Source organism: Pseudoalteromonas sp. BSi20439 (genome assembly GCF_000241165.1).
GTDB lineage: Bacteria > Pseudomonadota > Gammaproteobacteria > Enterobacterales > Alteromonadaceae > Pseudoalteromonas.
Genome location: NZ_BADW01000186.1, coordinates 1 through 25,691, shown reverse-complemented (window position 1 = coordinate 25,691; position 25,691 = coordinate 1). Strand labels below are relative to the sequence as shown.

Sequence of the window (25,691 nt, the reverse complement as noted above, 5' to 3'; positions counted from 1 at the left end):
GCATAAGAAAAACTAATTCTAAGCTTGGTTGCCATGTCAAGACGAGTTCCTCCATTAAACGCGCTAAAAGCTTTTGAAGCTGCAGCCCGTCATTTAAGCTTTACTAAAGCCGCAGAAGAGTTGTATGTGACGCAGGCTGCGGTAAGTCATCAAATTAAAACCCTCGAAGAGCACTTAGGGTTAAAATTGTTTTTACGTAAAAATCGCTCGTTACTTTTGACCGAAGAAGGTCAAGGCTACTTTTTAGATATTAAAGAGATTTTTACGCAGTTAATTGACGCAACCGAAAAGCTATTAGCCCGAGGTGCTAAAGGCTCGCTAACAGTGAGTTTAACTCCGAGTTTTGCTATTCAATGGCTTATTCCTCGATTGAGCTTATTTAATGAATTACACCCAGAAATTGATGTGCGAATTAAAGCCCAAGATCAAGACGAAAACTCGTTAACTGACGATGTTGATATTTCAATTTACTATGGTCGTGGTCATTGGAGTGGCGTACAAGCTTATAAATTGCACACTGAATACTTAGTGCCGCTGTGTAGCCCATTACTGTTAAGTGGACCCAGAGCGCTTAATCAACCAAGTGATTTAGCAAACCATACCTTGTTGCATGACACCACGCGTAAAAACTGGAAAACCTGGATGAAAACCGCGGGTGTACGCAATGTACAAGTTAACCAAGGGCCTATTTTTAGTCACTCCTCAATGGTGCTGCAAGCTGCGGTTCATGGTCAAGGGGTTGCAATTGGTAATAGTGTTTTAGCAAAACCAGATATTGATGCAGGGCGATTAGTGATCCCGTTTAACCACAGTTTAGAAAGTAAAAACGCCTATTATTTAGTGATCCGTGAGTCGCAAAATGAATTAGGTAAAATTGTGTCATTTAAAGATTGGATGTTAAGCCTCGTTGAGCAGGAGCAAGAATATTAATGAGCATTGAATGGGTTAAAAGCAGTCAGCAACCTGCAATCGCACAGTTTATATTTGCGCATGGTGCAGGGGCTGGCAGTGACTCTGACTTTATGCAAATCATGGCAAAACAGCTAAGTGAGTGTGGTATTGACGTTGGGCTGTTTGATTTTGAATACATGCACATTGCTAAACAAACCAATAAACGTCGCCCACCAGAGCGAGCACCCAAACTACTCAGTTATTTTGAGCATATACTTAGCCAAGCTGATGCAAATTTACCGCTATTTATAGGGGGTAAATCAATGGGCGGGCGTATGGCGTCTATGCTTGCTTGTTCGACCTCGCATGCTGTTTTAGGCGTACTTGCGTTTGGTTACCCGTTTCATCCACCGGGAAAGCCAGAAAAGCTTCGCACAGAGCACTTTGCAGATATACCGTGTCCTTTTTTAGTACTGCAAGGTGAACGAGACACCTTTGGTACTCGCGAAGAGCTTGCCACAATGGCGATGCCAAAACAGCCGCAGTATGTATGGTTAACTGATGGTGACCACTCACTAAAACCACGTAAAAAAAGTGGTATCACAGAGCAGCAAAACCTGAATGTTGCAGCAATGCAGGCCGCTAAATTTATAAAAAACACTGTTGAGAATATAAAAGAGAAAAAACATGATTAAACTATTTTTACTCGCAGGCAGCTTCTTTTGTCTATTTTCAGTGATATTGGGCGCATTTGCTGCCCATGGTTTAAAAAGCCGCTTATCAGATTATGCTATTGGTATTTTTAAAACCGCCGCTGAGTATCAAATGGTACATGGGCTGGCACTGATTGCAGTGGCAATCTTAATAAAGTGGGGTATTAATTTAAGCCTAGCGGGTGGTTTTTTTATAGCAGGTACACTGTTATTTAGTGGCAGCTTATACTTACTGGCCTTAACAGGGTTGAAGTGGCTGGGCCCAATTACCCCCTTGGGTGGGCTGTGCTTTATTATTGGTTGGATAGTTATTTTAGTGCAAGTTGCACGATTTAAGTTTTAAAGAGTTTAAGGGTTAATATGTCTAGTGTTGTGATTTACTGTCGTAGTGGTTTTGAGAACGATGCCGCTGCTGAAATAACGTTTCATGCCGCCGAGCAAGGGTTTGCTGGGTATGTAAAAGCTAAACCAAATACCGGTTATGTTATTTATGAATGTTTTGAAGCGCAGCACAGCGACGAAATAATCAAAAAAGTTGATTTTAAGAATATGGTGTTCGCACGCCAATGGTTTGCCGGTAACTTGATAGAAAATATGCCTGTAGAGGATAGAGTGGGCGCTATTGTTGATGCCGCAAAAGACTTTACTTTATGCTCTGAGCTGCGAGTAGAAACACCCGATACCAACGAGGGTAAAGAGTTACTGACTTTTTGTAAAAAAATATCAACTCCACTTAAAAAAGCACTCGAGAAACAAAACACCGTATTACGTGAACCAAAAGCAAATCGTCCAGTGATGCATGTGCTGTTTTTAGCTAATAATACTGCGTATGTGGGTTACTCTTACAGTTATAACAACTCACCTTTCTTTATGGGTATTTTACGTTTACGTATGCCAAGCGATGGCCCAAGCCGTTCAACCCTTAAGTTAGATGAGGCATTTAATGTGTTTATTTCTGAGCAGCAGCGTGAGTCAAGAGTGCAAGCTGGCATGCGCAGCGTTGATTTAGGTGCTTGCCCAGGTGGTTGGACTTATCAGTTGGTTCGCCGTGGTATGTTTGTTAGCGCGATAGATAATGGCCCAATGAATGAAAGTTTAATGGAAACAGGGCAAGTAAAACATTTTAGAGAAGATGGTTTTAAATACCGCCCAGAAAAAAGAAACATAACCTGGTTAGTTTGCGATATGGTAGAAAAACCAACGAAAGTAACTAACTTGATGATTGACTGGGCAGTAAATGCCTATGCAAAAGAGCTTATTTTCAATCTAAAATTACCGATGAAAAAACGCTTTGACAGTGTGTATGAATGTCTAAAAATGATTAGAGAAGAAATGGCGAAGTTCGGTATCAGCTACGAATTACAAGCTAAGCATTTGTACCATGATCGTGAAGAAATAACGGTACACTTAAATGTAATTAAAGTACCACAAAGCTTATATAGTTAATCGATTAGCGAGTATAAAAAATGGGCCAACTGGCCCATTTTTTTAACTACGATATTGTGGTCGGTAATGCTCAACCCATAACCGCGTAGCGCCACATACTGCCACAGGCATCACAATTAAATTTATGAAAGGGATAGCGGTTAACAGCATTACTGCAAAGCCAAACCCATAAGATAACCCTTGTTTGCCTTTTAAGTCACTTTTCATTTGAGTGAAGCTGACTTTATGGTTATCAAAAGCATAATCTTTATATTGCACCGCATACATCCAGCAGGTAAAGAGTACCCAGAGTACTTGGCCTATTACCGGTAACACCCATAATAAAATAAAAAAGCCAATAGCGCGTGGGAGGTAGTAGCAAAGCTTAGTCCATTCTCGGCCCAGCATTCGTGGCACATCTTTTACTAAATCAGCTAATCCGTCATCGTTAATTTTTTGACCAGTTAAGTATAGCTCTACTTTTTCACTAAGTAAGCCATTGAAAGGGGCAGCAATAAAGTTAGTAATAACGGTAAATAACATACTGTAACTAAACAGCACCACCAGCACAGCAATCGGCCACATTAGCCATTCGAGCCAACTAAGCCATTCTGGAAGCATTGAATTTACAGCGTTAAAGCCATCACTAAGCCAGCCAAATAAAAAGAATAAGGAGCTACCAAATAATAAAATATTAATAAGTAAGGGTATAAGCACAAAGCGTTTTAGCCCTTTTTGACTAATTAACTTAAACCCGGAAAAAAAATATTCCATACCTTGTGTTATTTGCACACTAACCTCACCAATTATTTATATTTTAGCTATTATAAATAGCCTGATGATTTTAAACAGTACTTTTAAGTAACAAAGTATTTAATAAAGGGCACTTGCATACGTCGCAATAATAAATTATTCATTTAGGAGGTATTTAAATCCTTCATAAGTGCCTAGGCTCGCGCAACAGACTAAATTACAATGGATGCTAATTTCAATATTATGTATAGTCGAGCTACTATAATAATTTATTATAAACAGCACTTTATAAGAATATAGCGGCGCATTTAGCGTAAGTGATTGTTGAGGAATATAATTTGATTGAAATAATGAGAGTCAGAAAGCTGCTTTCTCAGCAACAAAGTATATTATCTAAAATAGCCTTGGGTGCACCACTTGATGAGGTGCTTGAAAATATTTGCTTATCTATTGAGGAGCTGATTGAAGACGCTTCTGCAAAGTGCTCTATATTAACGCTCAAAGGTGAGCAGCTATTTCATAGTGCAGCCCCTAATATTGCAAAGGGTTACTGTGACGCCATTAATGGCGTACATATAGGCCCCAGCGTTGGCTCATGCGGTACTGCAGCGTATGAAAAAAAGCGAATTATTGCCTCAGATATTGCAACATCACCCTTATGGGAAAATTATAAAGCGTTGGCATTGAATTTTGATTTAAGGTCGTGCTGGTCAACCCCTATTATTTCAACCCAATCAGATATATTAGGCACCTTTGCAATTTATCATGACAGTGCCAAGTCACCAACACCACAAGACTTAGAATTAATAGACTTTTTTGTTGATTTCACCAGTATTGCTTTAGAAAAGCACACCGAATCACTGAAATCAGAAGCATTGCTTGCAGAGTTACAGCAAAGTAATGAAAAGTTTAAAGCCTTTACAAAAGTACTTCCCGATCTAACTCTTATTTTGAGTGAAGAGGGCGAGTATACCAACGTCTACGGCACTGCTAATGAAAGCTTATATTTAAGCCAAGAGTACGTTATTAACCAAAATGTTAGAGACATTATGCCGCCCGAGGATGCCAGCCCTATTATGGCGGTAATTGACAAGACTCTACAGACCAATGAAGTCCAAGTGTTTGAGTATCAGCTAAATATAAAAGGTAAGCAGCTTACATTTGAGGGGCGAACAGCCCCGCTTGAAAGTTATCAACCTAATAATCCTTCGCAGCGACATGTGGTATGGATGGCCAGAGATATCTCTACTCGTAAAGCTGTAGAAGAAGAAGTACAACGGTTAGCATTTTTTGACCCGCTTACAAACCTCCCAAATAGAAGGTTGCTGAATGATAGACTAAGCATGTATGTGGAGCGAATTAAGCAGTCTGACCATACCGGTGCACTCTTATTCTTAGATTTAGATAACTTTAAACGTATAAACGACTCATTAGGGCACAATGCCGGTGATGAAATACTGGTTGAGCTTTCACAGCGACTAACTGGCGTTTTAGGCCCAACAGATACCCTTGCCCGCGTTGGCGGTGATGAATTTATTATACTCATTGAGAATGTAGGAGATAGCCATAAGCAAGCGAGTCTTGAGTCAGAATTAATGGCTAAAGTGGTACAAAGCGTTTTTTACGACAAGTTTGAGGTAGGGGATTTAGCGTTTCAGGTAAGCTGCAGTATAGGTATATGTTTAATTAATAACGCCAATGCCATTAGCGAAAATATTTTAAAATTTGCAGATACCGCTATGTATCGCTCTAAAATGAAGGGCGGTAATAGTAGTAGTTTTTACGATCCTGCATTGCAAACCTTACTGGAAAATCAAACTGAGCTTGAAACAGATATAGTAAGAGCGATTGCATGTGATGAATTTTGTGCTTACTTTCAGCCTCAATTATCAATTGACGGCAGTATTATTGGTGCAGAAGCACTTATAAGATGGAACCACCCAACCAAAGGGCTAATTTCTCCTAATGCGTTTATTCCGATTGCTGAGCAATTTGGCTTAATTCAAAAGTTACAAAACATTGTATTGCGCGATATTTGTATTTTACTGGAAACGCTTCGTGCTCATAAAGTACTGAAAAACCAATTTAATGTGTCTATTAACATTAGCCAATGTCAGTTTAATTCTTCTACTTTAAAAGGAGAGTTGTTCAAAGCGATTGAGACATATGATGTATCACCCTCACAAATTAAATTAGAGATCACTGAGTCAATGTTAGCGGGTGATTTAATGAGTACGGTAAAGCAAATGGAAGAACTAAAATCGCAGGGGTTTGTGTTTTCGATTGATGACTTTGGTACTGGTTATTCGTGTTTAAAACACTTGAGTGTTTTTCCGATAGATGAACTAAAAATAGATAAAAGCTTTATCGATAAAGTGCTAGATAACGCATCAGGGCAAAGCATTGTGCAGTCTATTATTGGTTTAGGTCATAGTTTAGATATTAACATTGTAGCCGAAGGGGTCGAAAGTACTGAGCAACTACATATATTAAAGTCGATGGGTGTAAACGCGGTGCAAGGTTATTTATTTGCGAGGCCATTAACACACAGTAACTATTTAACATGGCATAAACAGCATCAATAATCTCGTGTTACTCACTTACTGAGGCGGCAAATTTAGTTATCCTAATCGATAAGTCGCTTTGTTTACGCTCTCATTAGGCAGTAACGTTTAGTCACTTACTGCGCTTTAGCTAAAGCAGAAATGTATATTTTTTGTTTATTTGCTACTTAGATGTAATTTATTGTTTATTATTGTGTAACTATTGCACAAATCATTGCTGCGGCATTGGTTTAGCGTTTTTAACGCGTTAAACTAGTTAGCAATTGGCAATAAGTCTACTTGTTGTGACATTATCTAAACGTGAACACGACAAGTACTTGAAACTCGCTTTTGAGTTGCTTTGTCGTTTGTTGAAACTAGGGTTTAGAGTGGTGTCATGGTATGTCGCTATGTCGGTAACTTTAAAGAACCATTAGGAGCGATAAATGAATACCACGAAAGCAGCTTTAAAGTCGGGTGAAACACATTCTTCCCGGGTAAAGTTTCTGGAAGGGGTTGATATACCCGTTTTTTTAATCAGTGGCGGTATATTAGTTTTATTTGCCGCGCTGGCACTGTACGACATAAAACTGATGTCGGATTGGATAAACTCTGCCTTTGCCTTCTCCACCAAAATATTTGGCGCCTTTTGGCAAGTCTTGCTGTTATTAACCTTTGTAATTGGTATATTTTTGGCCGTAGGCCGCACCGGCTCAGTGGTGCTGGGTGGTTTAAAAACCCCTGAAATATCTACCTTCAAATGGATAAGTATTATTATGTGTACTTTGCTTGCTGGTGGCGGTGTATTCTGGGCCGCAGCAGAGCCAATGGCACACTTTATTTCTCCGCCCCCATTATTTGGCGGTGAAACTGGCACTAATGATGCCGCCTATAACGCCCTTGCACAAAGCTTTATGCACTGGGGGTTTTTAGCCTGGGCTATTTTAGGCAGTTTGACCGGCATTGTTTATATGCATCTTCATTACGAAAAAGGCTTACCACTTAAACCACGTACTTTGCTCTACCCCGTGTTTGGCGATCGTGCCATGAAAGGGGCGCTTGGTACTATTGTTGATGCATGTTGTGTACTCGCTGTGGTTGCTGGCACTGTGGGTCCAATTGGTTTTTTAGGCTTACAGGTGAGTTTTGGCCTAGATAAATTGTTTGGTATTCCTGACACCTACACCACACAAGTAGTTATTTTATTTAGTTTAATTGGCATTTATACACTTTCAGCGGTAAGTGGCGTTACTAAAGGTATTCAGCTACTAAGCCGTTTTAATGTTGTATTAGCTGTAGTACTGATGTTGTTTATTTTACTGATGGGGCCTACTGCGTTTATTATCGACAGTTACATTCACTCCTTCGGTTTGTATTTAGATAACTTTATTCCTATGGCTACATTTCGTGCTGATAAACCATGGCTAGACTGGTGGACCGTATTCTTTTGGGGCTGGTTTTTAGGTTATGGCCCATTAATGGCTATGTTCGTTGCGCGTATATCGCGTGGCCGAACTATCCGTGAAATGATTTTACTTATTTCTGTGGTTGCCCCTGTAATCACCTGCTTTTGGTTTACTATTGTGGGTGGCTCAGGCATCTTTTTTGAGTTAAATAACCCCGGTGTTATATCAGAACCTTTCGCAGGGCTTAATTTACCAGCGGCATTGTTAGCCATTACTGAGCAGTTACCCATGGGGTTTGTTGTGTCGGTGTTATTTTTAGTACTGACCACCATTTTTGTGGCAACAACCGGTGATTCAATGACTTATTCGGTATCTATGGTAATGACGGGTACCGATCACCCACAAACGTCTATTCGAGTGTTTTGGGGGATCATGATGGGGGTGATGGCGGCGTTGCTTATTTCTATAGGCGAGGGCGGAATTTCAGCCTTGCAGTCGTTTATTGTGGTCACTGCGGTGCCAGTTTCGTTTGTGTTACTACCGTCACTGTGGACGGCACCACAAATAGTTAAGAAAATGGCAGACGAACAAGGACTTTAATAATTGATAAAGAGCGCTAATAAGCGCTCTTTTTCTGGGTACATCATATTCTCACCTTGTTATTGAGCTATTTATTATCCTAGCAATAAACTAACCCACTAAAAATAACTTAGCCTAAGTAGGTTGTTCATTCCTATCGATACGGTATAGTTTAAATATATTTAAGCATAACCTTGAGATAAACCATGCAGTTAGTCGACTTAGACCCTTGTGATCAGGATGTGATCAACGTATTTGCTGACATAGATCGACTTATTAGCTCATTATATCCTGTAGCAACTTCACAAGCGCTTACAGTTAATGAGCTTGGTTTACCGGGCGTTTACGCTGTAGGGTTAAAAAATCAAGACGGAATAGTTGCCTGTGGCGCAATAGTAAAGCAATTTGATGGTAGCTGGTATGGCGAAATTAGACGGCTTTACGTAAAACCTAGCTATCGCGGAAAAGGCTTATCGCGGCGTATTATGCAAATTTTATTGCACTATGCAGGCGAAGAAGAAATCCCAATCATAAAACTAGAAACAGGACCAAAGCAAATACAATCAATCCATCTTTATGAGAATTTAGGGTTTGTGCAATGTGCCCCTTTTGGTGAATACACAGAAAACCCGAATAGCTTATTTATGGAGCTTGCGCTCAGCTAATATTGCTTTGTTTGAAGCTTTTATTTATCAATTTCAATCCTAACTCGTTACGAGTAGAAATACTTGTTGGACATGAATCACTATTTTTCTTTTAATGCGCGGCAACTAGCCGGTTTGGCATTCATAAATAAAAGAGAAAGATAAATGAAAGAGACAACATCACTAGAACAAGCTCGTACGAGCTACAACGTTCGTCATTGGAGCCAAGGTTTTTTTGGTATTAATGATCAAGGTGATGTGTATGTTGCGCCAAAGGCTGATGCCCCACAGCAAACCATTGCACTAACAGACATTGCTAAGCAGCTTGAAGAAAAAGGCTTAAGTTTGCCAGCACTCGTTCGTTTTCCACAAATATTACACCATCGTGTGCATAGCTTATGTGGCGCATTTAATACCGCAATAGAAAGCTATGGGTATCCAAAAGACTATTTATTAGTTTATCCGATTAAAGTAAATCAACAGCGCGAAGTCGTTGAAGAAATTGTTGCCAGTCAAGCACAAGTAGAAAAAAAACAGCTAGGTTTAGAAGCAGGCAGCAAGCCAGAGTTATTAACCGTATTAGCATTGGCTGAAAAAACCAGTGCGGTGATTGTGTGTAATGGCTACAAAGATAAAGAATATGTGCGCTTAGCGCTGATTGGCGAAAAGCTGGGCCATAAAGTGTATATCGTACTTGAGAAACTGTCTGAGCTGGACATGGTGCTTAGCCAAGCCAAAGAACTTAATGTAAAACCGCGTATTGGTATTCGTGTGCGTTTAGCCTCGCAAGGCAAAGGTAAATGGCAGGCCAGTGGCGGTGAAAAATCTAAGTTTGGGTTATCTGCTTCACAAGTGCTGTATGTAGTAAACCGCTTAAAAGAAACAGACCAGCTTGATTTAGTACAGCTTGTGCATTTTCACTTAGGGTCGCAAATGGCCAACATTCGTGATGTACGCTTAGGTGTAAGTGAAGCTGCGCGTTTTTATTGTGAATTACGTAAGTTGGGTGCACACATAGAGTGCCTTGATGTAGGGGGCGGTTTAGCGGTTGATTACGACGGTACACGCAGTCAATCACACAACTCAATGAACTATAGTTTAGCCGAATACGCAAATAATATTGTGTACACCATAGGTGATATTTGTAAGCAGTATAAACAGCCTTTTCCTACCATTATTTCAGAGTCGGGAAGAGCATTAACAGCGCATCACGCGGTACTAATTTCCAATGTAATTGGCACCGAAACGTATACACCGGAAGAAATAGAAGCGCCAGCTGATGATGCGCCGCAGTTACTTAAAAATATGTGGATTTCATGGCAACAATTGCATGTGCTTACTGATGACCGTGCATTAATTGAGATTTTTCACGACAGCCAAGGTGATTTAGCTGAAGCGCATAGCCAGTTTGCAATGGGATTATTAGATTTAACTCAGCGTGCATGGGCAGAGCAAATAAACTTACGCGTGTGTTATGAACTTAATAAATTAATGGATAACAAAAACCGTTTTCATCGACCGATTATAGATGATCTGAATGCGCGTTTAGCGGACAAGTTTTTTGTCAATTTCTCATTGTTTCAGTCATTGCCTGACGCGTGGGGTATTGACCAAGTGTTTCCGGTATTGCCATTAAGTGGTTTAACGCAAGCTCCACAAAAACGGGCTGTGTTATTGGATATTACTTGTGATTCTGATGGCGCTTTAGAGCACTATGTTGATGGTCAAGGTATTGAAAGTACATTGCCAGTACCTGAGTTCACAGCAGATAAACCATATTTGATGGGGTTTTTCTTAGTAGGTGCCTATCAAGAGATTTTAGGTGATATGCATAACTTATTTGGTGATACGCACAGTGCTATTATCAATATGGATGAACAAGGTGTTGCTAGTATTACAGAAATTAATCATGGTGATACTGTGGCTGACATGATGCGTTATGTACATTTAGATGTTGAAGGTTTTCAGCAGTCATATGCGCAGTTAGTGAGCGCAAAAATTGCACCTGATGAACAGCAAAGCGTTTTAGACGAGTTGCAAAGCGGCCTTGATGGCTACACTTATTTAGAAGAGTTATAAGAAATGTCTAGCTTGTTTGGTTGTGTTGACCACTCATTGTACTCAAATGGGATGACGTTTTTACGTCGTCCTATGGTACAAAACATTAACTCGATTGAAGCCGATGTAGTGGTACTGGGTTTACCGTTTGATTTGGCTACTTCAGGGCGCCCTGGTGCCCGCTTAGGGCCTGATGCTATTCGCAGAGCGTCAGTGCATTTAGCGTGGGAAGATACCAAATACCCGTGGACATTTCCGTTGTTTGAGCGCTTAACCGTGGCGGATGCTGGCGATTTTACCTATCCGGTAGGCGACCCTGAATATTTTACCGCGCAACTAGAAATGGCGGCAGAGCAAATACTTCGCCAAGGTAAAACATTATTAGGCTTGGGCGGCGATCATTTCGTAACCTTACCGCTATTGCGCGCACATGCAAAAATTCATGGCAAAATGGCTTTAGTGCATTTCGATGCGCATACTGATACTTACAGTAACGGTTCGCGTTTTGATCACGGCACCATGTTTTATCATGCGCCAATGGAAGGGTTAATTGATGTTAATCACAGTATTCAGCTAGGCATTCGTACCGACTTTGATCAAAGCAAGCATGAGTTTGCAGTGATTGATGCCATGCAAGCCAATGATCTGCATGCGAATGATATTGCAGCTCAGATTATTGAGCGAGTGGGTGACTTACCGGTTTACTTAACCTTTGATATAGATTGTTTAGACCCCGCCTTTGCACCAGGTACGGGCACACCAGTGTGTGGTGGTTTAACCTCTGATAAAGTGCTTAAAATCTTACGCGCACTTAAAGGCATTAATATGGTGGGAATGGATGTGGTTGAAGTATCCCCGTCGTACGACCAAAGTGAGCTTACCGCCATTGCCGCTGCAACGATTGCCAGTGAATTACTGCATTTGTGGGCACTTAAGCATAAATATTAATATGTGTTAATGTAGATTAAAAAGCGCCGATTTGGCGCTTTTTTTGTATGCAAATAAAAGACGATTAAAACTGCATATTGTGCTTTTTAGCATAAATAAAAAACACCGGAATTTCGATTATGACGTAAGTTAAAAAAGTAAACCAAAACCAATTAACTTCAAATATTAACCAGCTAAATTGCACGCCTGAGTTGTAATAAAGGGTAGATGCAATTAATAGCGTAATGCCTGTTGCAAATAAATCTTGCACCGATACTTTTTTAAAGCTGCTGCCTGCAAAGCGCGGATAAATAAATCCGTAGCCAAGCGTTATCATAATGATAACTAATAACAATAAATTCAGTTCAGGGGTCATTGTGGTTTATATTGCCTCGCATATTCTATTCGCTCTTGGGAACTTGGGTGCGTTGATAAATACTTTAACCAAGTTTCATCATAGGTCCCTTCTCGCGCTTTTAAATTCTTTTCCAGTGCTTCAATTGCATCAGCAAAGTCGTGGTTAGAATAGCCTAATTTTAAAAGGTTTTTAATCGCATATATATCGGCTTCTTGTTCCATATCTCGCGAAAACGCTTGTTGTAAAAAAGATGAACCAGAGCCAAGCACGACTTCTAATATACCTTCTAAGTCACCAAAGATAACTGCAAATACAACGGTGCTAGCTGCAGCTTGTGCTGCAAGGCGAATGCTGTGATGGTGCTGAACATGACCAATTTCATGAAGTAAAACAGCACGCAGGGCATCAGGATCATTTTTTAATAGTGCAACAAGTTCGTCAGTTACAACAACACGACCATTTGGAAGAGCAAACGCATTAGCTGAAAAATAATCTGACTGATAAAAAGAGAGTCTAAATTTTGCACTGTCTAAATTGAGCGAGTTAAGCATTAAACGCCATTGCTGCTGTATTTCTGTTTGCTTTTTAGCAGCAAGTTGAGATGGCTCTAATGCGACTTTTTCTATCACACTGAGCGTGTGCTCCCCCATCGTTTCAATTGTCGAGCTAGGTGCTAAGTTAACGCTATAAACGGCTACTGATGGTATTAAGCGGGATAAAATTAACCAAAGCAATAGGGGAATTAGCAGCACAGATGCAACAATAAGCATTTTATTTTTTTCGAGTCGTTCACTCAGTCCATGCTTTTTAAGCGCGAATGGCCACCTAAATTCTACATCTTGAGGAATAAATCGCCCACCGTTAGCAAAATTCAACTCAGACGCCATGCCAGATAACGGACTATCAAGCTGGCAATCGTCTATTGTTGATGAAAGTAACGTCGTATTCTCAGAGTCAACAAGTGTTATTTGCTCATGGGAAAGGTGTGCATAGCTTTTGATATGTTGGCTGCTATTAGGGTAATAATAACAGCCAAAAATAGGATAATTACTCATTAGGTAAGTGAAATATCAATATCAAATACATTGGCAGCTTCTTCAGCAAATGATGATTGCTCATTTTGTGCAACATCAATTAACGAAAGTGCGCCGCTATAAATAGAGACTTCTGTAACCGATGCTAACAGCTTTGCTCTACGTACTTTAGCCCAAGGGTAGGCAAGCCCTAAGGTAAACATAATTGCCAGTACATTGGTAAATAGTAAAATAGCGTAGTCAATGGCTTTTAAATTCGACTCAAAGGTAGCAACCTCTGTAAATTCGCTGTTATTAAAAATATGATTTCGAATAATCGAATGATAAACAGCGCCTACCAGTGTTAAAAATGCAATATATAACGCAGCAATTAATAGCGGCACTACAATTGTTGAAAGGCTAACGTTTTGTGTGTTTAAGTTATCGATAGTTAAGGCACTTGCGCCAGCAAAGATGCCAAAAATAACTAAGCCACCAATTGCGACTCCTAGGGTAATAAGTGCAGCAATATAATAGCGTTCGCCCTGAAGATTTACCGTAAGTGGTTTATTTCCATAGCTGATGTTTTCATGCATATATTGATCAATTCGTTTTAATGCATACGGTAGTAATAGGTATAATGTGAAAACACTTGCTATAGGCAATAAAACAAAGTTAATAAATGCATCGCCGTAATTACCTGAAAAAGCAAAGCGTACATTACGATGGCGGGTCATACGCATATTAAAACGCATGCCTTGGTTAATGATCCATGGCAATAAAAATAAAAAGCCAATAGCAAACAAAAGACCTATCGTCGGTGCTAGGCTGCTAAGTAGGGTGTAAATTAAAAATACAATGACCGCTAAAATGCGTCCTTTTAAAATTTGTATTGGGGTCGCTAGATAGTCAAAGCTATGGCCGTCGATACGCGTATGACCGTAAAAATAACGGTAGGTGCGTACTTTTGCCCAGGCAGAATAAATTCCGAGAGTAATAATACTTAGTAGTATATTAACAATCCATATACCAAAAAATTCGCCGCCTTTGCCGCTAAATTGTACTTTACCACTAAAAATAGCGGAGGGTGTTTGATTTGACTCAGGTGAAGTTGGGTTTACTGATTCCATTTAAAAAGATATCCATGTTGTTTTTTTGTGAATTTACCTTTTTTAGAAAATAAAAACAATCTTTATAATTAGCTAGCTGATTGTAAGTAGGCTACTTTTATTGCTTTTACTGTTTATAGGGCTGCACTTTAAGTCACCTCTGGTATACTGTGCAAATAATTTAATGGGGCTGTCATGATTTCAAAAAACCAACTTAAACTTATTCGCCAGCTTGGCCAAAAAAAGTATCGCAAGCAATTTAATCAATACTTAGTACAAGGCGAAAAAAACGTACTGGAGTTATTAAATAGCCCATTAAAAGTAACCGATGTATTTGCAACGCAAAGTTTTATTGATGATAACCAAAGCGCATACCCTCAAACGCATTTTATTACAGCAGATGAAGAGCAGTTAACAAAGGTAAGTACTTTGGTAAGTAATAATGCGGCTATTGCAATTGTTGATATGCCAACTACCACATTACCGGATGAAAACAGCTTAATATTAGCCTTAGATGGTGTGTCTGATCCGGGTAATTTAGGTACCATCATTCGCGTGGCTGATTGGTACGGTATAAAACACATTGTTGCCAGCACTGACAGTGCCGATCCGTATAACCCAAAAACAATTAGCGCCACAATGGGCTCGTTCGTACGTGTATCGGTAAGCCAAGTTGATTTATCCAGTTATTTAACATCTTTAAATGTACCAATTTATGGTGCATTTTTAGAGGGCGAGAATGTTCATCACTGTCAGTTTGCTGGGAAAGGTGTGTTATTAATGGGCAGCGAGTCACATGGCATACGCCAGCAGTGTGCAAAATTAGTGAGCAACAAAATAACCATTCCGGCTTTTGGCGGTGCAGAGTCGCTTAATGTAGCAATGGCCACGGGTATTATTTTAGATAATTTTAAACGCCAAGCTTAACTTTTTAGCTATTTATGCGTTAAGTTACTTATAGTAAAAAACAATAATAAATCGGTAATAACAATAAAATGCGCTTAAGCACTATAAAATTAGCGGGCTTTAAATCTTTTGTAGAGCCCACTAAAATTCCATTTCCAGATCAAATGACGTGTGTTGTCGGCCCTAATGGCTGTGGCAAATCAAATGTCATTGATGCGGTGCGATGGGTGCTTGGTGAAAGTTCAGCTAAAAATTTACGTGGCGATGCCATGACTGATGTCATTTTTAATGGCTCTACTAACCGCAAGCCCATTTCGCAAGCCTCCGTTGAACTAATATTTGATAATACCCAAGGTAAGTTACCTAATACTTTTGCTGATCGTAACCAAGTGGCTATTAAGCGTTTGGTGACTCGCGATGGTCAGTCATTGTACTTTTTAAATGGCAGTAAATGCCGAAAACGTGATATTACCGACATATTTTTAGGCACGGGTCTTGGGCCGCGAAGCTACGCTATTATTGAACAAGGGATGATCTCACGTTTAATAGAGAGCAAACCGCAAGAGCTGCGTGTTTTCTTAGAAGAAGCCGCTGGGGTCTCTAAATACAAAGAGCGCCGCCGTGAAACACAAACACGCATAAAAAGCACCCGAGAAAACCTCGAACGGCTGCTAGATGTTCGCCAAGAGTTACAAAATCAACTCGATAAACTGGCAGTTCAGTCGGTTGATGCTAAAAAATACCGTGAATTTAAAACCCAAGAACGCACCTTAAAGGGGCAAATAGCGGTATTAAAATGGCAAAAGCTGCATCAGCAACAGCTTGATAAAAGTGCGCAAATCAAAAAGCTGGATGAACAAATCAGCTTCTTTAAAACGGCGCATTCAGGCCATGATGATGTTCTGGCAAGCCTTGATGCTCAAGTACAAGCTCAGCAAGATAAACTCGATGATGCACAGCAACAGCAGCACCATACGCATACCGAATTGACTCGCAGTGAACAGCAGGCAATTAGTATTAAGCAACAAACGCTGTCACTGAAACAAAACTTAGCCAAGTTAGAGCAGCAAAAAAATCAAAGTGAAGAAGTCAAAACACAGCAACAAAGTCTCTGCCAAGAGTTAGATGACAGCTTGCAACAGGCTATTGAGCATCACTTAATGTGTAGCGAGCAAGTTATAGAGCTTACCGATGAGGTTAATCAGCTGCTGGAGATTAAAAATGCCGACACATCACAGTGGCAATCGTTAACAGAAGACTATCAACAATTAAATAATCAGCAGCTAGCGCATGCAAATGCAGTAAAACATACAGAACAGAAAATCAGTTATGTTAAGCAACAGCTAACGCAGCTTGATGAGCAAATAGATGAGTTAAAACGCAGTGAGATAGAGCAGCAATTAACTGAGCAACAGCAGCATAGGCAAACGCTGACAGAGCAATTAGCGAGCGCGCAAACTGCTCATAGTAAAGGTCAAAGTACTCAGTCAATACAGCAGCAACACCTCAATGAGGCTCAGCAGCAATGGCAGCATTTATCTCAGCAAGTTAATGAACTAAAAGCCGGTATAGCAGGGCTAAAAACCACCCTTAGACTTGAAAAAAACAGCGATAAAAATTTAACTTTATTCAAGCAGTTAACTGTTCAGCCTGGTTATGAGTTTTTAGTCGAGCAGGCGTTGTCATCACTTGAGCACATTCATATTTCACCGGGTAAAGCAGAAAATAGCACGTGGCAAATGCCTTCGCAGTCTGTAGCTAGGCATAGTATTGCTGCGTTTATTAGCGCCGGTATCTACCCCGAGTTATTAAACCACATTGCCTATGATGCCGAGGGTGAAACACATCATCTTAACGATGCCAGTTTTATTGCAGTGATAGACAAGCAAGGTGCGTTACATGGTCGAAATTGGCATGTGAGTGGCGATAAAAATGCAGAAAATTCTTTATTATTAATGCACAAAAAGCTTAAGCAGCAAGGTACCTTACTTGAGCAACAACAACAGGCATTGACGAACGCACACTCCACGCTTGAAGAACATAAAACGCAGGCTGCATTGTTAACTGTTCAGCAAAATGAGCGCAAAGACACTATTCATCAATTAGCACAACAACTTGCTGTAGCAACAACGCGTGGCGATATGCTTAAAGCGCAAGCTAATCAACATCTGCAGCAGCTAACAAAATTACAACAACAGCGTCTGCCTCTGCTAGAGCAACAACAGCAGTTAAGCGAATTATTGAGCGAAGAGCTCGATAAAAATGAACAGCTTGCACAGCAATTACAGGTATTAGCTGAAGAGCTTAACCAAGCCGATAGCACACGAATAAATAGTGATGAGCGTTACAAACAAGTTTTGAATAATGCTGAACAATATAAAACGCAAGCACATCAGGCAGACCTTAATGAGCAAAAAGTGCGTAGTGAGTGGCAGCTCAGTCAAACCAAGTTGAACCATGCCGAACAAGCATTAACAATGGCTGTAGAAGGAACGCAAGAGCTAATAGAGCAAATTGAGGCGTTACTTATTCCTGAGCAAGAGCTTGCACTAAGTATTGAACAATTATTAGTACAGCACCAACAAGGCGAACAAACCCTTGTGGATATTCAACAGCAGTTAGCTCAAGCAAAACAAGAATTACAAAACAAACAAGCGAGTTTAAAAACGTCACAAGCTGAGCTGGTGGCACTACAAGAGCAACACCAAAAACTGAGCATTGAAGAGCAAAGCTTACTAATAAAAGCGCAAGCGGTACTAGAGCCACTTAGTGAGCTTAATCAAAATTTAAAACAGGTATTAGCAGAGCTTCCTGCAGAGTTGTCATTAAATGCGGCGCAAAATCAACTTGCTGGAGTAAGTAATCAGCTAGAGCAATTAGGAGCCGTTAACCTTGCAGCCATTGATGAATTTGAACAAGCTAAGCAAAGAAGTGATTATTTAAATAATCAGCTGGATGATTTAACCCAAGCATTAACAGCTTTAGAAGGCGCTATTCATAAAATAGATCGTGAAACAAAAACGCGCTTTAAATCCACGTTTGATCAGGTAAACCACGATTTTGGCCAGCTTTTTCCAAAAGTATTTGGCGGCGGCAGTGCTTACTTAGAATTAACCAGTGACGATTTACTCGAAAGTGGTGTTAGTATAATGGCAAGGCCGCCAGGTAAAAAAAATTCGACAATTCATTTGTTAAGTGGTGGAGAAAAAGCGCTGAGCGCATTATCATTGGTGTTTTCTATATTCAGGCTCAATCCAGCTCCATTCTGTATGCTGGACGAGGTAGATGCCCCATTAGATGATGCTAATGTGGTTCGTTTTTGCCGATTGGTTGAAGAAATGTCACAATCTGTGCAGTTTATTTATATAAGCCATAATAAAATTGCAATGGAAATGGCAGGTAGATTAACGGGTGTAACCATGGCAGAGCCCGGCGTGTCGCGCATGGTTGCTGTAGATATTGAACAAGCGGTGCAACTTGCACATGCATAATTTTATAGTCATTTGCTAGTTGTTTTGGGTAAAATGATGGCAGTTAGGCATATTAATAATAAAAGGTGAGGGGATGGCCGAAGAATTAAGATGGGTTTTAATTGTGATCAGTGTGTTTGTCATTGGTGGCTTATTAATACACGGTTTGTGGTCAGTAAGAAAAAAAGAGAATGCTGAACTCCCTGCAAGCGAGCGAGTTGAACCTGTTCAAGAACAGCAGCCTTCATCTGTGCATACTGAGCCACAAGAGCCACAAGAGCCACAAGAGCCAACGTTAGCGCAACGCGAAGAGCCACAAATGAGTGAGTTAAACTTCAGCGCTGATGAGCCACAAATAGATGTTAGCCCAGCTGATACAGCTATTGAAGATGACCTTGAAGTCGTAACCGAAGAGGCTGTTGATACACAACAAGACGCCCCTAAAGACATTGCTGACTTTGTAATTGTACATATTCAAATGCCAGAAGGACTGACCATGCAAGGCAGTAAATTACTGCCAGCAGTTAACACGCTAGGTTTTAAATATTCAGAAGAAGGCTTTTTTAATCGCCATCTAGACCCTGCAGGCCAAGGGCCGGTGTTATTTAGACTGGTAAATATGTATAACCCTGGCACGTTCGATATTGATAATATGGAACAGTTCAGCACCGCAGGCGTTAGTTTATTTATGACTCTACCATGTGATGGCGATGGCCTTGCTGCGTTTAATATGCTGCACAGCGCCGCTAAGAAGCTAGCAGATGAATTTGGAGCTGAAATCTTGGATGCTGAGCGAAACGAAATGACGGTAGAGCGTATTCGTCAATATGTTGAGCAGGTTCGCGCATTTTCTGCGTAATATACGCATAAGTTAAATTTTGTAAGCCACTGGGCGTTCACGTCAAAGTGGCTTTTTTTATGTTTTTTGAGGTCTACATGGCAAGCAGCATTAGTGAACAAATTAATCATCTTCGTACCACGCTTGAGCAACACAATTACAGTTACTATGTGCTTGATACGCCCAGCATACCCGATGCCGAATATGATCGCTTGTTACGGACACTGAGTGAATTAGAAACCCACCACCCTGAGTTTTTAACAGCCGATTCACCTACGCAAAAAGTAGGTGGGGCGGCGCTTGCCAAGTTTGAGCAAGTAGCACACCAAGTGCCTATGTTATCGCTAGATAACGCCTTTGGTGAAGACGAATTTAGCGGTTTTAATCGTCGTATTAAAGAGCGTTTAATGAGCACAGATGAGCTTACATTTTGCTGTGAGCCTAAACTGGATGGTTTAGCGGTATCGATTATTTATCGTGATGGGGTATTAGTGCAAGCAGCTACCCGTGGCGATGGTTTTACTGGCGAAAATATTACCCAAAATGTAAAAACCATTCGTAATGTGCCATTAAAGCTACGCGGTGATGATTACCCGCGTGAGCTTGAAGTGCGCGGCGAAGTGTTTATGGATAGCGCTGGGTTTGACAAGCTTAATGCCGAAGCAGAAAAGCGCGGTGACAAAGTTTTTGTAAATCCACGTAATGCGGCAGCGGGCAGTTTACGTCAGCTCGACTCAAAAATTACCGCAAAACGGCCACTAATGTTTTATGCCTACAGCACCGGATTGGTCGCCGATGGCACATTACCTGAAGATCATTACCAGCAACTTGCCAAGCTTACCGACTGGGGATTACCACTGTGCCCAGAAACAAAATTAGTTGAAGGCCCAAAGGCCGCGCTTGCCTATTATAACGACATTTTAACGCGCCGTAGCGAGCTAAAGTATGAAATAGATGGCGTGGTAATAAAAGTAAATAAAAAAGCCCTACAGGAGCGCCTGGGCTTTGTTGCACGTGCGCCGCGCTGGGCTATTGCTTATAAGTTTCCGGCGCAAGAAGAAATAACACACTTGCTAGATGTAGAGTTTCAAGTAGGGCGTACTGGGGCTATTACCCCTGTTGCGCGACTAGAGCCGGTATTTGTTGGTGGTGTTACGGTATCGAATGCAACGCTGCATAATGCTGATGAAATTGCCCGTTTAGGCGTAAAAGTGGGCGACACTGTGATTATTCGTCGCGCTGGGGATGTGATCCCACAAATTACCCAAGTAGTGCTTGAACAACGCCCAAGCGATGCAAAAGAGATTGTGTTTCCAACTATGTGCCCAATTTGTGACTCGCACGTTGAGCGGGTTGAAGGTGAAGCTGTTGCACGTTGTACAGGCGGCTTGGTATGTCAAGCACAGCGCAAACAAGCGATTAAACATTTTGCCTCACGTAAGGCTTTAGATATTGACGGCTTAGGCGACAAAATTGTTGATCAATTAGTTGACCGAGAGCTGATCAAAACCCCTGCTGATTTATTTATTTTAAAGCAGGGACATTTTGAATCACTTGAACGAATGGGACCAAAATCAGCAAAAAACTTAGTTGCGGCGCTTGATGATGCTAAAACCACTACCTTAGCAAAGTTTTTATATTCACTGGGTATTCGTGAGGTCGGTGAGGCCACAGCTCAGAATTTGGCTAATCACTTTTTAACGCTTGAAAACGTGATTGATGCCAGCATTGAACAACTAATAGAAGTAAGCGATGTAGGTGAAATAGTGGCGAAGCATGTTCGCGGCTTTTTTACTGAAGAGCATAACCTGACAGTGGTAAACGAATTAATAGCGCAAGGAGTAAACTGGCCACAGTTAACAGCGCCATCAGAGCAAGAACAGCCGCTAGCGGGTTTAACTTATGTGCTAACTGGGACGCTTAATACGCTTAATCGTAATGATGCAAAAGCGCGCCTACAAAAATTAGGCGCCAAGGTTTCTGGCAGTGTTTCAGCAAAAACAGATGCCTTAGTGGCGGGCGAAAAAGCCGGCTCTAAGCTCACCAAAGCGCAAGAGCTTGGTATAGAAATACTGACAGAGGATGATTTAATTACTTTGTTAGAGACTCATAATGGCTAGTTTTACAAATATACTTAATACCTTGTTAATTGACCTAGGCCAATGGTTACAGGGCTATTTGCCGCATTTATCACTGCTTTTAATGGTGTGCTTAGTGTCGCTTTATGCTGATGACATTTTAAAGTTAACCAAAGGGGTGGTAGCTAGGCGCCACTTTATTATTAGGGTGGCGTGTTTTGTGTTGATAACTGCGTTTGGCTTTGGCTTGTTAGTGGTGTGGTTAAGCCCACTGCTAACTAAAGCTTTATTGTTTTTTGGCACTAAGTGGTTAGCGCTTACCTTATTAGTGGCATTTTTTATTTTGGGCACTATTGCCGATAGGAAAAATCAGTTGTGAGTCGATATGGGCCTGAATACTGGGATAAATATGGTAGCTATCGTACGCCATTAGCATTCCACTTGAGTATTTTAGTACTATTGCGTGCCTATTTTATTTGGGTGATAGCCGCGTTGAGTCGTCGACCTGAGCTTGATTTAATGTCATTGTTTTTTAGATCAAAAAATGATTTTTTTATTGCTATAGCGATCGGTGCAGTAGCGATTGTACCTACTATTTTATTTTGTTTACGCAGACCAAGAGACTCGCATCAAGCAACACAACGCTTGGCGTGTATTTGGCGGTATATGCGTTGGCCACTCATTGTATGTGCGTTAATTGATTTGTCGTGGTTGAGTATTCAAGCTGCCCACAGCCATTATCGCTTCTCACTATTTTTAGCTGTGCAAATGGTGATTGTATTATGGGTGTTGTGGTATTTGGCAAAAAGTCGTTATTTAAGTGTTTTTTTTAGTGATTGGCCTGAGCCGACAGAAAAAGCAACCGATAAAAAGTAAGCGAGATTATGCACAGTATTAATAAAAAAATAGCACAAGTAGTCGCTTTAATAGGGCTCGTAATTATAGCGTGTGGCTATTTTTTTCTTTAGGCGAATTCCTTTGGTTTAAAGCTGGGTTAGTAATGTGGGTTGTGGTGTTTTGTTCGTGTTGTTACCGATTAACGCCGTTGTTTAAAATGCGCAATCCGCTGCGTAATTTTATTCAACGCGATGCGCAGCACTTATTTGTTTTTAGTTTAACAGGGCTGTTTGATAAAAAAAATGGCCCGCATTGGTTAGTCATCAGTAATATTGAGTCGATAGAAATAAGAAACGATGAACTAATAGTGCACAGTAATAATGACAGACAATTAAGCGTGAGCATTCCTGGCAGTCAAGCCCAATTGCATGCCTATGTAAGCCGTATACTTACAGCAACAGAAAAGCACACTATAGTCTTTAGATAGCGTTGATCGTGGTATTAGCCACAGGCGTACCAGACTACAAGTAAATGATTGCTAGTTAAATTAATAACGTAATGAGGTTGTTATGTTGAAGTGGAACGATATTGTTAATTTTGCCAACCATGGTAATCCAACACCGGTTCGAAAAGTGGTTAAAACAGATCAGCAATGGCGCGAACTGTTAAACGAAGAGCAATATTATGTGACCCGTAAAAAGGGAACTGAACGACCAAATAGTTCGAGTAGTTGTACCTTGTTAGAGCCAGGTAAGTATGTGTGTGTTTGTTGTGACAACTTACTATTTGATGCAGATGAAAAGTTTGATAGTGGCACCGGCTGGCCTTCATTTACCCAACCGGCAACTGAGGAAGCGATTGGTTATGTCATGGATAATAGTCATGGCATGGAGCGAGTTGAAGTTGTTTGTAATGTGTGTGATGCGCATTTAGGGCATATTTTCCCTGATGGGCCACTTCCTACTGGTTTACGCTACTGTGTAAACGCACTGGCAATGAAAAAGCTCTAGGGTCTGTTGACCTTTCAAGGTTAAATTTGCAGCGGTTTGTTTGGGATTTAGGCAAGGCAGCGCCTATGTGGTGTGGTTACTCCCCATAAATAGGCGATAACGTAGCATTAATGCCAAACAGGCTCTAACTAATCTCTAGTTTCATTTCTTTAGCAATCTGAAGTAGTTTATCGAACCGCTCTGATTGCTCTTCTGCTAAGGGTGATTTTTTTAATAGTTTAAAGCACTTTTGAGCTAATACACTATTGAAAGAATCACCATGTTTTTTTGATTTATCGACCAAACATTGTAACAAGTTAAGCGCAATACTTGGATTGTGTGGCATGACTCTAAAGGCTTGGCTAAATGCTTCTAAGGCAACATTCAATTGGCCACGCTCAAACTGTTTAACAGCATGATTATTAAGTTCTTTCGGCCCCATTTTAATATCACGTCTTTCACTTTGCTGTTGTTGTATATAACGCAAGTAGGTAGCGTCGCTTCTACTTGGGTGGCGCTCGCAATGATCAATAATATGGCTAAACAGGGCTTGCGCCTTTTGGTGAAATCCTAGTTCATGTAGTGCTTTTGCTTTATCAAGGGCACCATCTACTGAACGTATCTGAGTATCGTTGTCATCAAGCTGCTCAATGAGCTGTTTCGCTTTTTTATGTTCATCTTTTAAATAATAAAGGCGCGCATTAAGTACATCAATTTGGGTTTGTGCGTTGCTGGTTGGAAACTGTGTTTTTAGTTCATTGATATATTTATTTGTTTGACGAGATATCCTGTTTATTTGGTCAGTTTGATCTGTGGTCAATGCAAAATCAATCCCAGCACGAGCGGCATTTAAATAAATATCTGGGCTATCATGCATAGAGTACTTAGCGTAAGTGGCAATATCTTTTTGAGTTAAGTAGCTGGTTTCATAATCTCTATTAATGAGCGATACGCTGTTCAATGATTTTTGACGATCTATGTTACGCGGGGCAATATGTGCCGCTTGACTTAAAAAGTCTTGTGCTAAATCAAATTGGTTTAGTTTTATCTCTAAACGGCCTAATAAGTCTAAGGCTATAAGTCGAGTTTCATTACGTTCAAGCATTGTTTTAAGCATACGCTGAGCTAAAATATGCTCATTGTTAGCGATTAAAGCTTCTACTAATCCTACTTTTGCCCACGCAAACTTTTGAATATTCAAAACTGATTTAAAAAAGTCTTTCGCTTCTTGGTTTTGCTTTAACGCCAGTAAAATATTACCTTTTAATCTAAGTAGAATAGGGCTGTATTTATTACTTTTTTCAAGTTGGGCATTAATTTGTTTTAGTGCTTTAGATTGGTTGTCGTCATCAATTAAAGTGTATATAGCTTTTAAGTCGCTTTTACGTTTGAGAATACGCTCTATGCGCACTCTTAACTCTTGTACAGAGAAGGGTTTTACTAAAAAGTCATCGGGTTGAAGTTCTAATACACTGTGAACTAACTCTCCGCTAGTTTCCGCAGATGTAAAAATAAACCCAGTAGAGTGTTTTATTAATGCTTTAGCGCGTAATTCTTCATAAAGCTGGTAGCCATCTTGGCGTTTGCTTAGATTAAAAGAGCAAATTACCAAGTCAAATTCTTCATGTAAGCATTGTTCTTTTGCCGCTAGAGCATGATCTGCAAAACGCATATGTCCAAAGCCAATTTTTTCGAGCGACTGTTTCATGTAGCTTTGAGCAAGTGGCTGCTCTTCTACAATCAGTATTTTTGCTTCATTGAAAATATTTTTAGACATTGGCTTAAGCGTAATTGAATTTAACACAGACTATAATCAACAGTTTAGACGCTTACAAGGTAATTTAAAGATTCGCCTCGAAGATGAGAGCTTATTAAGCAAATTAATTCTAAAGGTTTATATTTTTACCTTAAAAGAGCTAAAAACCCATTTAAAGTAAATGAATAGCACGCGTAATAAAGTAAGTTTAAACAAAATGATTTTGGAGATAATAAAACTCGAAAGATAAATTTTTGGTATGTGATTGGAATACTGATTTTTTGAAACCGAATAATTACTTGGTAACGAATTTCTAAATGGTAATTAATACTGAACTTGAACTAAAAAAGTGGAGGATAATGAATATTAAAATGTAAGGTGGTACTGGAGGATTTAGA

21 protein-coding genes and 1 pseudogene are annotated in these 25,691 nt (G+C 40.2%); 17 read left to right on the top strand and 5 right to left on the bottom strand.

What is annotated here, in order from left to right; all coding sequences use genetic code 11:
• Positions 1-33: 33 nt before the first annotated feature.
• Genes P20439_RS14495 through rlmM form a run of 4 tightly spaced genes read left to right on the top strand, consistent with a single transcriptional unit; the run spans position 34 to position 3,050 of the window.
• Positions 34-930: a transcriptional regulator GcvA gene (locus tag P20439_RS14495; RefSeq protein WP_008115185.1), complete on the top strand. Its 897-nt coding sequence runs from the start codon at positions 34-36 to the stop codon at positions 928-930.
• Positions 930-1,586: an alpha/beta family hydrolase gene (locus P20439_RS14490; protein WP_008115186.1), complete on the top strand. Its 657-nt coding sequence runs from the start codon at positions 930-932 to the stop codon at positions 1,584-1,586. The genes P20439_RS14495 and P20439_RS14490 overlap by 1 nt, the downstream gene beginning before the upstream one ends.
• Positions 1,579-1,947 (top strand): DUF423 domain-containing protein, encoded by a 369-nt coding sequence (locus P20439_RS14485; protein ID WP_008115187.1) that lies wholly within the window; start codon positions 1,579-1,581, stop codon positions 1,945-1,947. Before P20439_RS14490 ends, P20439_RS14485 begins: the two co-directional genes overlap by 8 nt.
• 17 nt (positions 1,948-1,964) lie before the next feature.
• A complete protein-coding gene (gene rlmM / locus P20439_RS14480) occupies positions 1,965-3,050 on the top strand; it encodes a 23S rRNA (cytidine(2498)-2'-O)-methyltransferase RlmM (RefSeq protein WP_008115188.1) in 1,086 nt (361 codons plus the stop codon).
• Between the two features lie 42 nt (positions 3,051-3,092).
• On the opposite strand, the gene cysZ is transcribed toward rlmM, so the two are convergent.
• On the bottom strand, positions 3,093-3,803 hold the full coding sequence (gene cysZ, locus P20439_RS14475; RefSeq protein ID WP_370587363.1) for a sulfate transporter CysZ: 711 nt from the start codon (positions 3,801-3,803) through the stop codon (positions 3,093-3,095).
• Positions 3,804-4,120: 317 nt separating this feature from the next.
• Here cysZ and P20439_RS14470 point away from each other — a divergent pair, with 317 nt between their 5' ends.
• The 5 genes from P20439_RS14470 to speB all read left to right on the top strand — a co-directional run bounded on the left by P20439_RS14470 (position 4,121) and on the right by speB (position 11,960).
• Positions 4,121-6,367: a bifunctional diguanylate cyclase/phosphodiesterase gene (locus P20439_RS14470; protein WP_008467957.1), complete on the top strand. Its 2,247-nt coding sequence runs from the start codon at positions 4,121-4,123 to the stop codon at positions 6,365-6,367.
• Between the two features lie 404 nt (positions 6,368-6,771).
• The gene (locus tag P20439_RS14465; RefSeq protein ID WP_008115194.1) at positions 6,772-8,331 is read left to right on the top strand and encodes a BCCT family transporter; all 1,560 of its coding nucleotides are present in this window, start codon (positions 6,772-6,774) and stop codon (positions 8,329-8,331) included.
• A 185-nt stretch (positions 8,332-8,516) separates the two neighbouring features.
• On the top strand, positions 8,517-8,975 hold the full coding sequence (locus P20439_RS14460; protein ID WP_008467955.1) for a GNAT family N-acetyltransferase: 459 nt from the start codon (positions 8,517-8,519) through the stop codon (positions 8,973-8,975).
• Positions 8,976-9,119: 144 nt separating this feature from the next.
• Entirely contained in the window at positions 9,120-11,033 is a 1,914-nt protein-coding gene (gene speA / locus P20439_RS14455) for a biosynthetic arginine decarboxylase (protein WP_008467952.1), read from the top strand.
• Positions 11,034-11,036: 3 nt separating this feature from the next.
• The gene (gene speB / locus P20439_RS14450; protein ID WP_008115201.1) at positions 11,037-11,960 is read left to right on the top strand and encodes an agmatinase; all 924 of its coding nucleotides are present in this window, start codon (positions 11,037-11,039) and stop codon (positions 11,958-11,960) included.
• Positions 11,961-12,024: 64 nt separating this feature from the next.
• On the opposite strand, the gene P20439_RS14445 is transcribed toward speB, so the two are convergent.
• The 3 genes from P20439_RS14445 to P20439_RS14435 are packed head-to-tail and all read right to left on the bottom strand — an operon-like array spanning position 12,025 to position 14,440.
• Positions 12,025-12,315: a hypothetical protein gene (locus P20439_RS14445; RefSeq protein ID WP_008115202.1), complete on the bottom strand. Its 291-nt coding sequence runs from the start codon at positions 12,313-12,315 to the stop codon at positions 12,025-12,027.
• Positions 12,312-13,352: a M48 family metallopeptidase gene (locus P20439_RS14440; RefSeq protein WP_008115204.1), complete on the bottom strand. Its 1,041-nt coding sequence runs from the start codon at positions 13,350-13,352 to the stop codon at positions 12,312-12,314. The genes P20439_RS14445 and P20439_RS14440 overlap by 4 nt, the downstream gene beginning before the upstream one ends.
• Complete coding sequence (locus P20439_RS14435; protein WP_008115205.1) at positions 13,352-14,440, bottom strand: YjgN family protein; 1,089 nt, start codon at positions 14,438-14,440, stop codon at positions 13,352-13,354. Before P20439_RS14435 ends, P20439_RS14440 begins: the two co-directional genes overlap by 1 nt.
• A gap of 174 nt (positions 14,441-14,614) precedes the next feature.
• On the opposite strand from P20439_RS14435, the gene P20439_RS14430 reads away from it, so the two are divergent.
• The 8 genes and pseudogenes from P20439_RS14430 to msrB all read left to right on the top strand — a co-directional run bounded on the left by P20439_RS14430 (position 14,615) and on the right by msrB (position 23,558).
• Positions 14,615-15,346 carry an RNA methyltransferase gene (locus tag P20439_RS14430; RefSeq protein WP_008115207.1) on the top strand — a complete coding sequence of 244 codons (732 nt, stop codon included), beginning with the start codon at positions 14,615-14,617 and terminating at the stop codon, positions 15,344-15,346.
• A 68-nt stretch (positions 15,347-15,414) separates the two neighbouring features.
• Positions 15,415-18,816 carry a chromosome segregation SMC family protein gene (locus tag P20439_RS14425; protein WP_008115209.1) on the top strand — a complete coding sequence of 1,134 codons (3,402 nt, stop codon included), beginning with the start codon at positions 15,415-15,417 and terminating at the stop codon, positions 18,814-18,816.
• Positions 18,817-18,889: 73 nt separating this feature from the next.
• On the top strand, positions 18,890-19,654 hold the full coding sequence (gene zipA / locus P20439_RS14420; protein WP_008467949.1) for a cell division protein ZipA: 765 nt from the start codon (positions 18,890-18,892) through the stop codon (positions 19,652-19,654).
• Positions 19,655-19,731: 77 nt separating this feature from the next.
• On the top strand, positions 19,732-21,753 hold the full coding sequence (ligA, locus tag P20439_RS14415; RefSeq protein ID WP_036934284.1) for an NAD-dependent DNA ligase LigA: 2,022 nt from the start codon (positions 19,732-19,734) through the stop codon (positions 21,751-21,753).
• Positions 21,746-22,090: a DUF3392 family protein gene (locus P20439_RS14410; protein ID WP_008115215.1), complete on the top strand. Its 345-nt coding sequence runs from the start codon at positions 21,746-21,748 to the stop codon at positions 22,088-22,090. The genes ligA and P20439_RS14410 overlap by 8 nt, the downstream gene beginning before the upstream one ends.
• Positions 22,087-22,587 (top strand): DUF2919 domain-containing protein, encoded by a 501-nt coding sequence (locus P20439_RS14405; RefSeq protein ID WP_008115216.1) that lies wholly within the window; start codon positions 22,087-22,089, stop codon positions 22,585-22,587. Before P20439_RS14410 ends, P20439_RS14405 begins: the two co-directional genes overlap by 4 nt.
• Positions 22,588-22,595: 8 nt before the next feature.
• A pseudogene (locus P20439_RS14400) lies at positions 22,596-23,035 on the top strand (hypothetical protein).
• A gap of 82 nt (positions 23,036-23,117) precedes the next feature.
• The gene (gene msrB / locus P20439_RS14395) at positions 23,118-23,558 is read left to right on the top strand and encodes a peptide-methionine (R)-S-oxide reductase MsrB (protein WP_008115220.1); all 441 of its coding nucleotides are present in this window, start codon (positions 23,118-23,120) and stop codon (positions 23,556-23,558) included.
• A gap of 124 nt (positions 23,559-23,682) precedes the next feature.
• Here msrB and P20439_RS14390 read toward each other — a convergent pair whose 3' ends face one another.
• Positions 23,683-25,314, bottom strand: a complete 1,632-nt coding sequence (locus P20439_RS14390) for a response regulator (RefSeq protein WP_008115221.1) — start codon at positions 25,312-25,314, stop codon at positions 23,683-23,685.
• Between the last annotated feature and the right edge of the window lie 377 nt (positions 25,315-25,691).

Bases quoted from the DNA above. Each gene is read 5' to 3' on its own strand.
- P20439_RS14490 (WP_008115186.1), top strand. From the start codon at position 930: ATGAGCATTGAATGGGTTAAAAGCAGTCAGCAACCTGCAATCGCACAG.
- P20439_RS14445 (WP_008115202.1), bottom strand. From the start codon at position 12,315: ATGACCCCTGAACTGAATTTATTGTTATTAGTTATCATTATGATAACG.
- P20439_RS14425 (WP_008115209.1), top strand. From the start codon at position 15,415: ATGCGCTTAAGCACTATAAAATTAGCGGGCTTTAAATCTTTTGTAGAG.
- zipA (WP_008467949.1), top strand. From the start codon at position 18,890: ATGGCCGAAGAATTAAGATGGGTTTTAATTGTGATCAGTGTGTTTGTC.
- P20439_RS14435 (WP_008115205.1), bottom strand. From the start codon at position 14,440: ATGGAATCAGTAAACCCAACTTCACCTGAGTCAAATCAAACACCCTCC.
- speB (WP_008115201.1), top strand. From the start codon at position 11,037: ATGTCTAGCTTGTTTGGTTGTGTTGACCACTCATTGTACTCAAATGGG.
- P20439_RS14390 (WP_008115221.1), bottom strand. From the start codon at position 25,314: ATGTCTAAAAATATTTTCAATGAAGCAAAAATACTGATTGTAGAAGAG.
- P20439_RS14485 (WP_008115187.1), top strand. From the start codon at position 1,579: ATGATTAAACTATTTTTACTCGCAGGCAGCTTCTTTTGTCTATTTTCA.
- P20439_RS14495 (WP_008115185.1), top strand. From the start codon at position 34: ATGTCAAGACGAGTTCCTCCATTAAACGCGCTAAAAGCTTTTGAAGCT.
- P20439_RS14460 (WP_008467955.1), top strand. From the start codon at position 8,517: ATGCAGTTAGTCGACTTAGACCCTTGTGATCAGGATGTGATCAACGTA.
- speA (WP_008467952.1), top strand. From the start codon at position 9,120: ATGAAAGAGACAACATCACTAGAACAAGCTCGTACGAGCTACAACGTT.
- cysZ (WP_370587363.1), bottom strand. From the start codon at position 3,803: ATGGAATATTTTTTTTCCGGGTTTAAGTTAATTAGTCAAAAAGGGCTA.
- P20439_RS14465 (WP_008115194.1), top strand. From the start codon at position 6,772: ATGAATACCACGAAAGCAGCTTTAAAGTCGGGTGAAACACATTCTTCC.
- P20439_RS14410 (WP_008115215.1), top strand. From the start codon at position 21,746: ATGGCTAGTTTTACAAATATACTTAATACCTTGTTAATTGACCTAGGC.
- P20439_RS14440 (WP_008115204.1), bottom strand. From the start codon at position 13,352: ATGAGTAATTATCCTATTTTTGGCTGTTATTATTACCCTAATAGCAGC.
- P20439_RS14430 (WP_008115207.1), top strand. From the start codon at position 14,615: ATGATTTCAAAAAACCAACTTAAACTTATTCGCCAGCTTGGCCAAAAA.
- msrB (WP_008115220.1), top strand. From the start codon at position 23,118: ATGTTGAAGTGGAACGATATTGTTAATTTTGCCAACCATGGTAATCCA.
- ligA (WP_036934284.1), top strand. From the start codon at position 19,732: ATGGCAAGCAGCATTAGTGAACAAATTAATCATCTTCGTACCACGCTT.
- rlmM (WP_008115188.1), top strand. From the start codon at position 1,965: ATGTCTAGTGTTGTGATTTACTGTCGTAGTGGTTTTGAGAACGATGCC.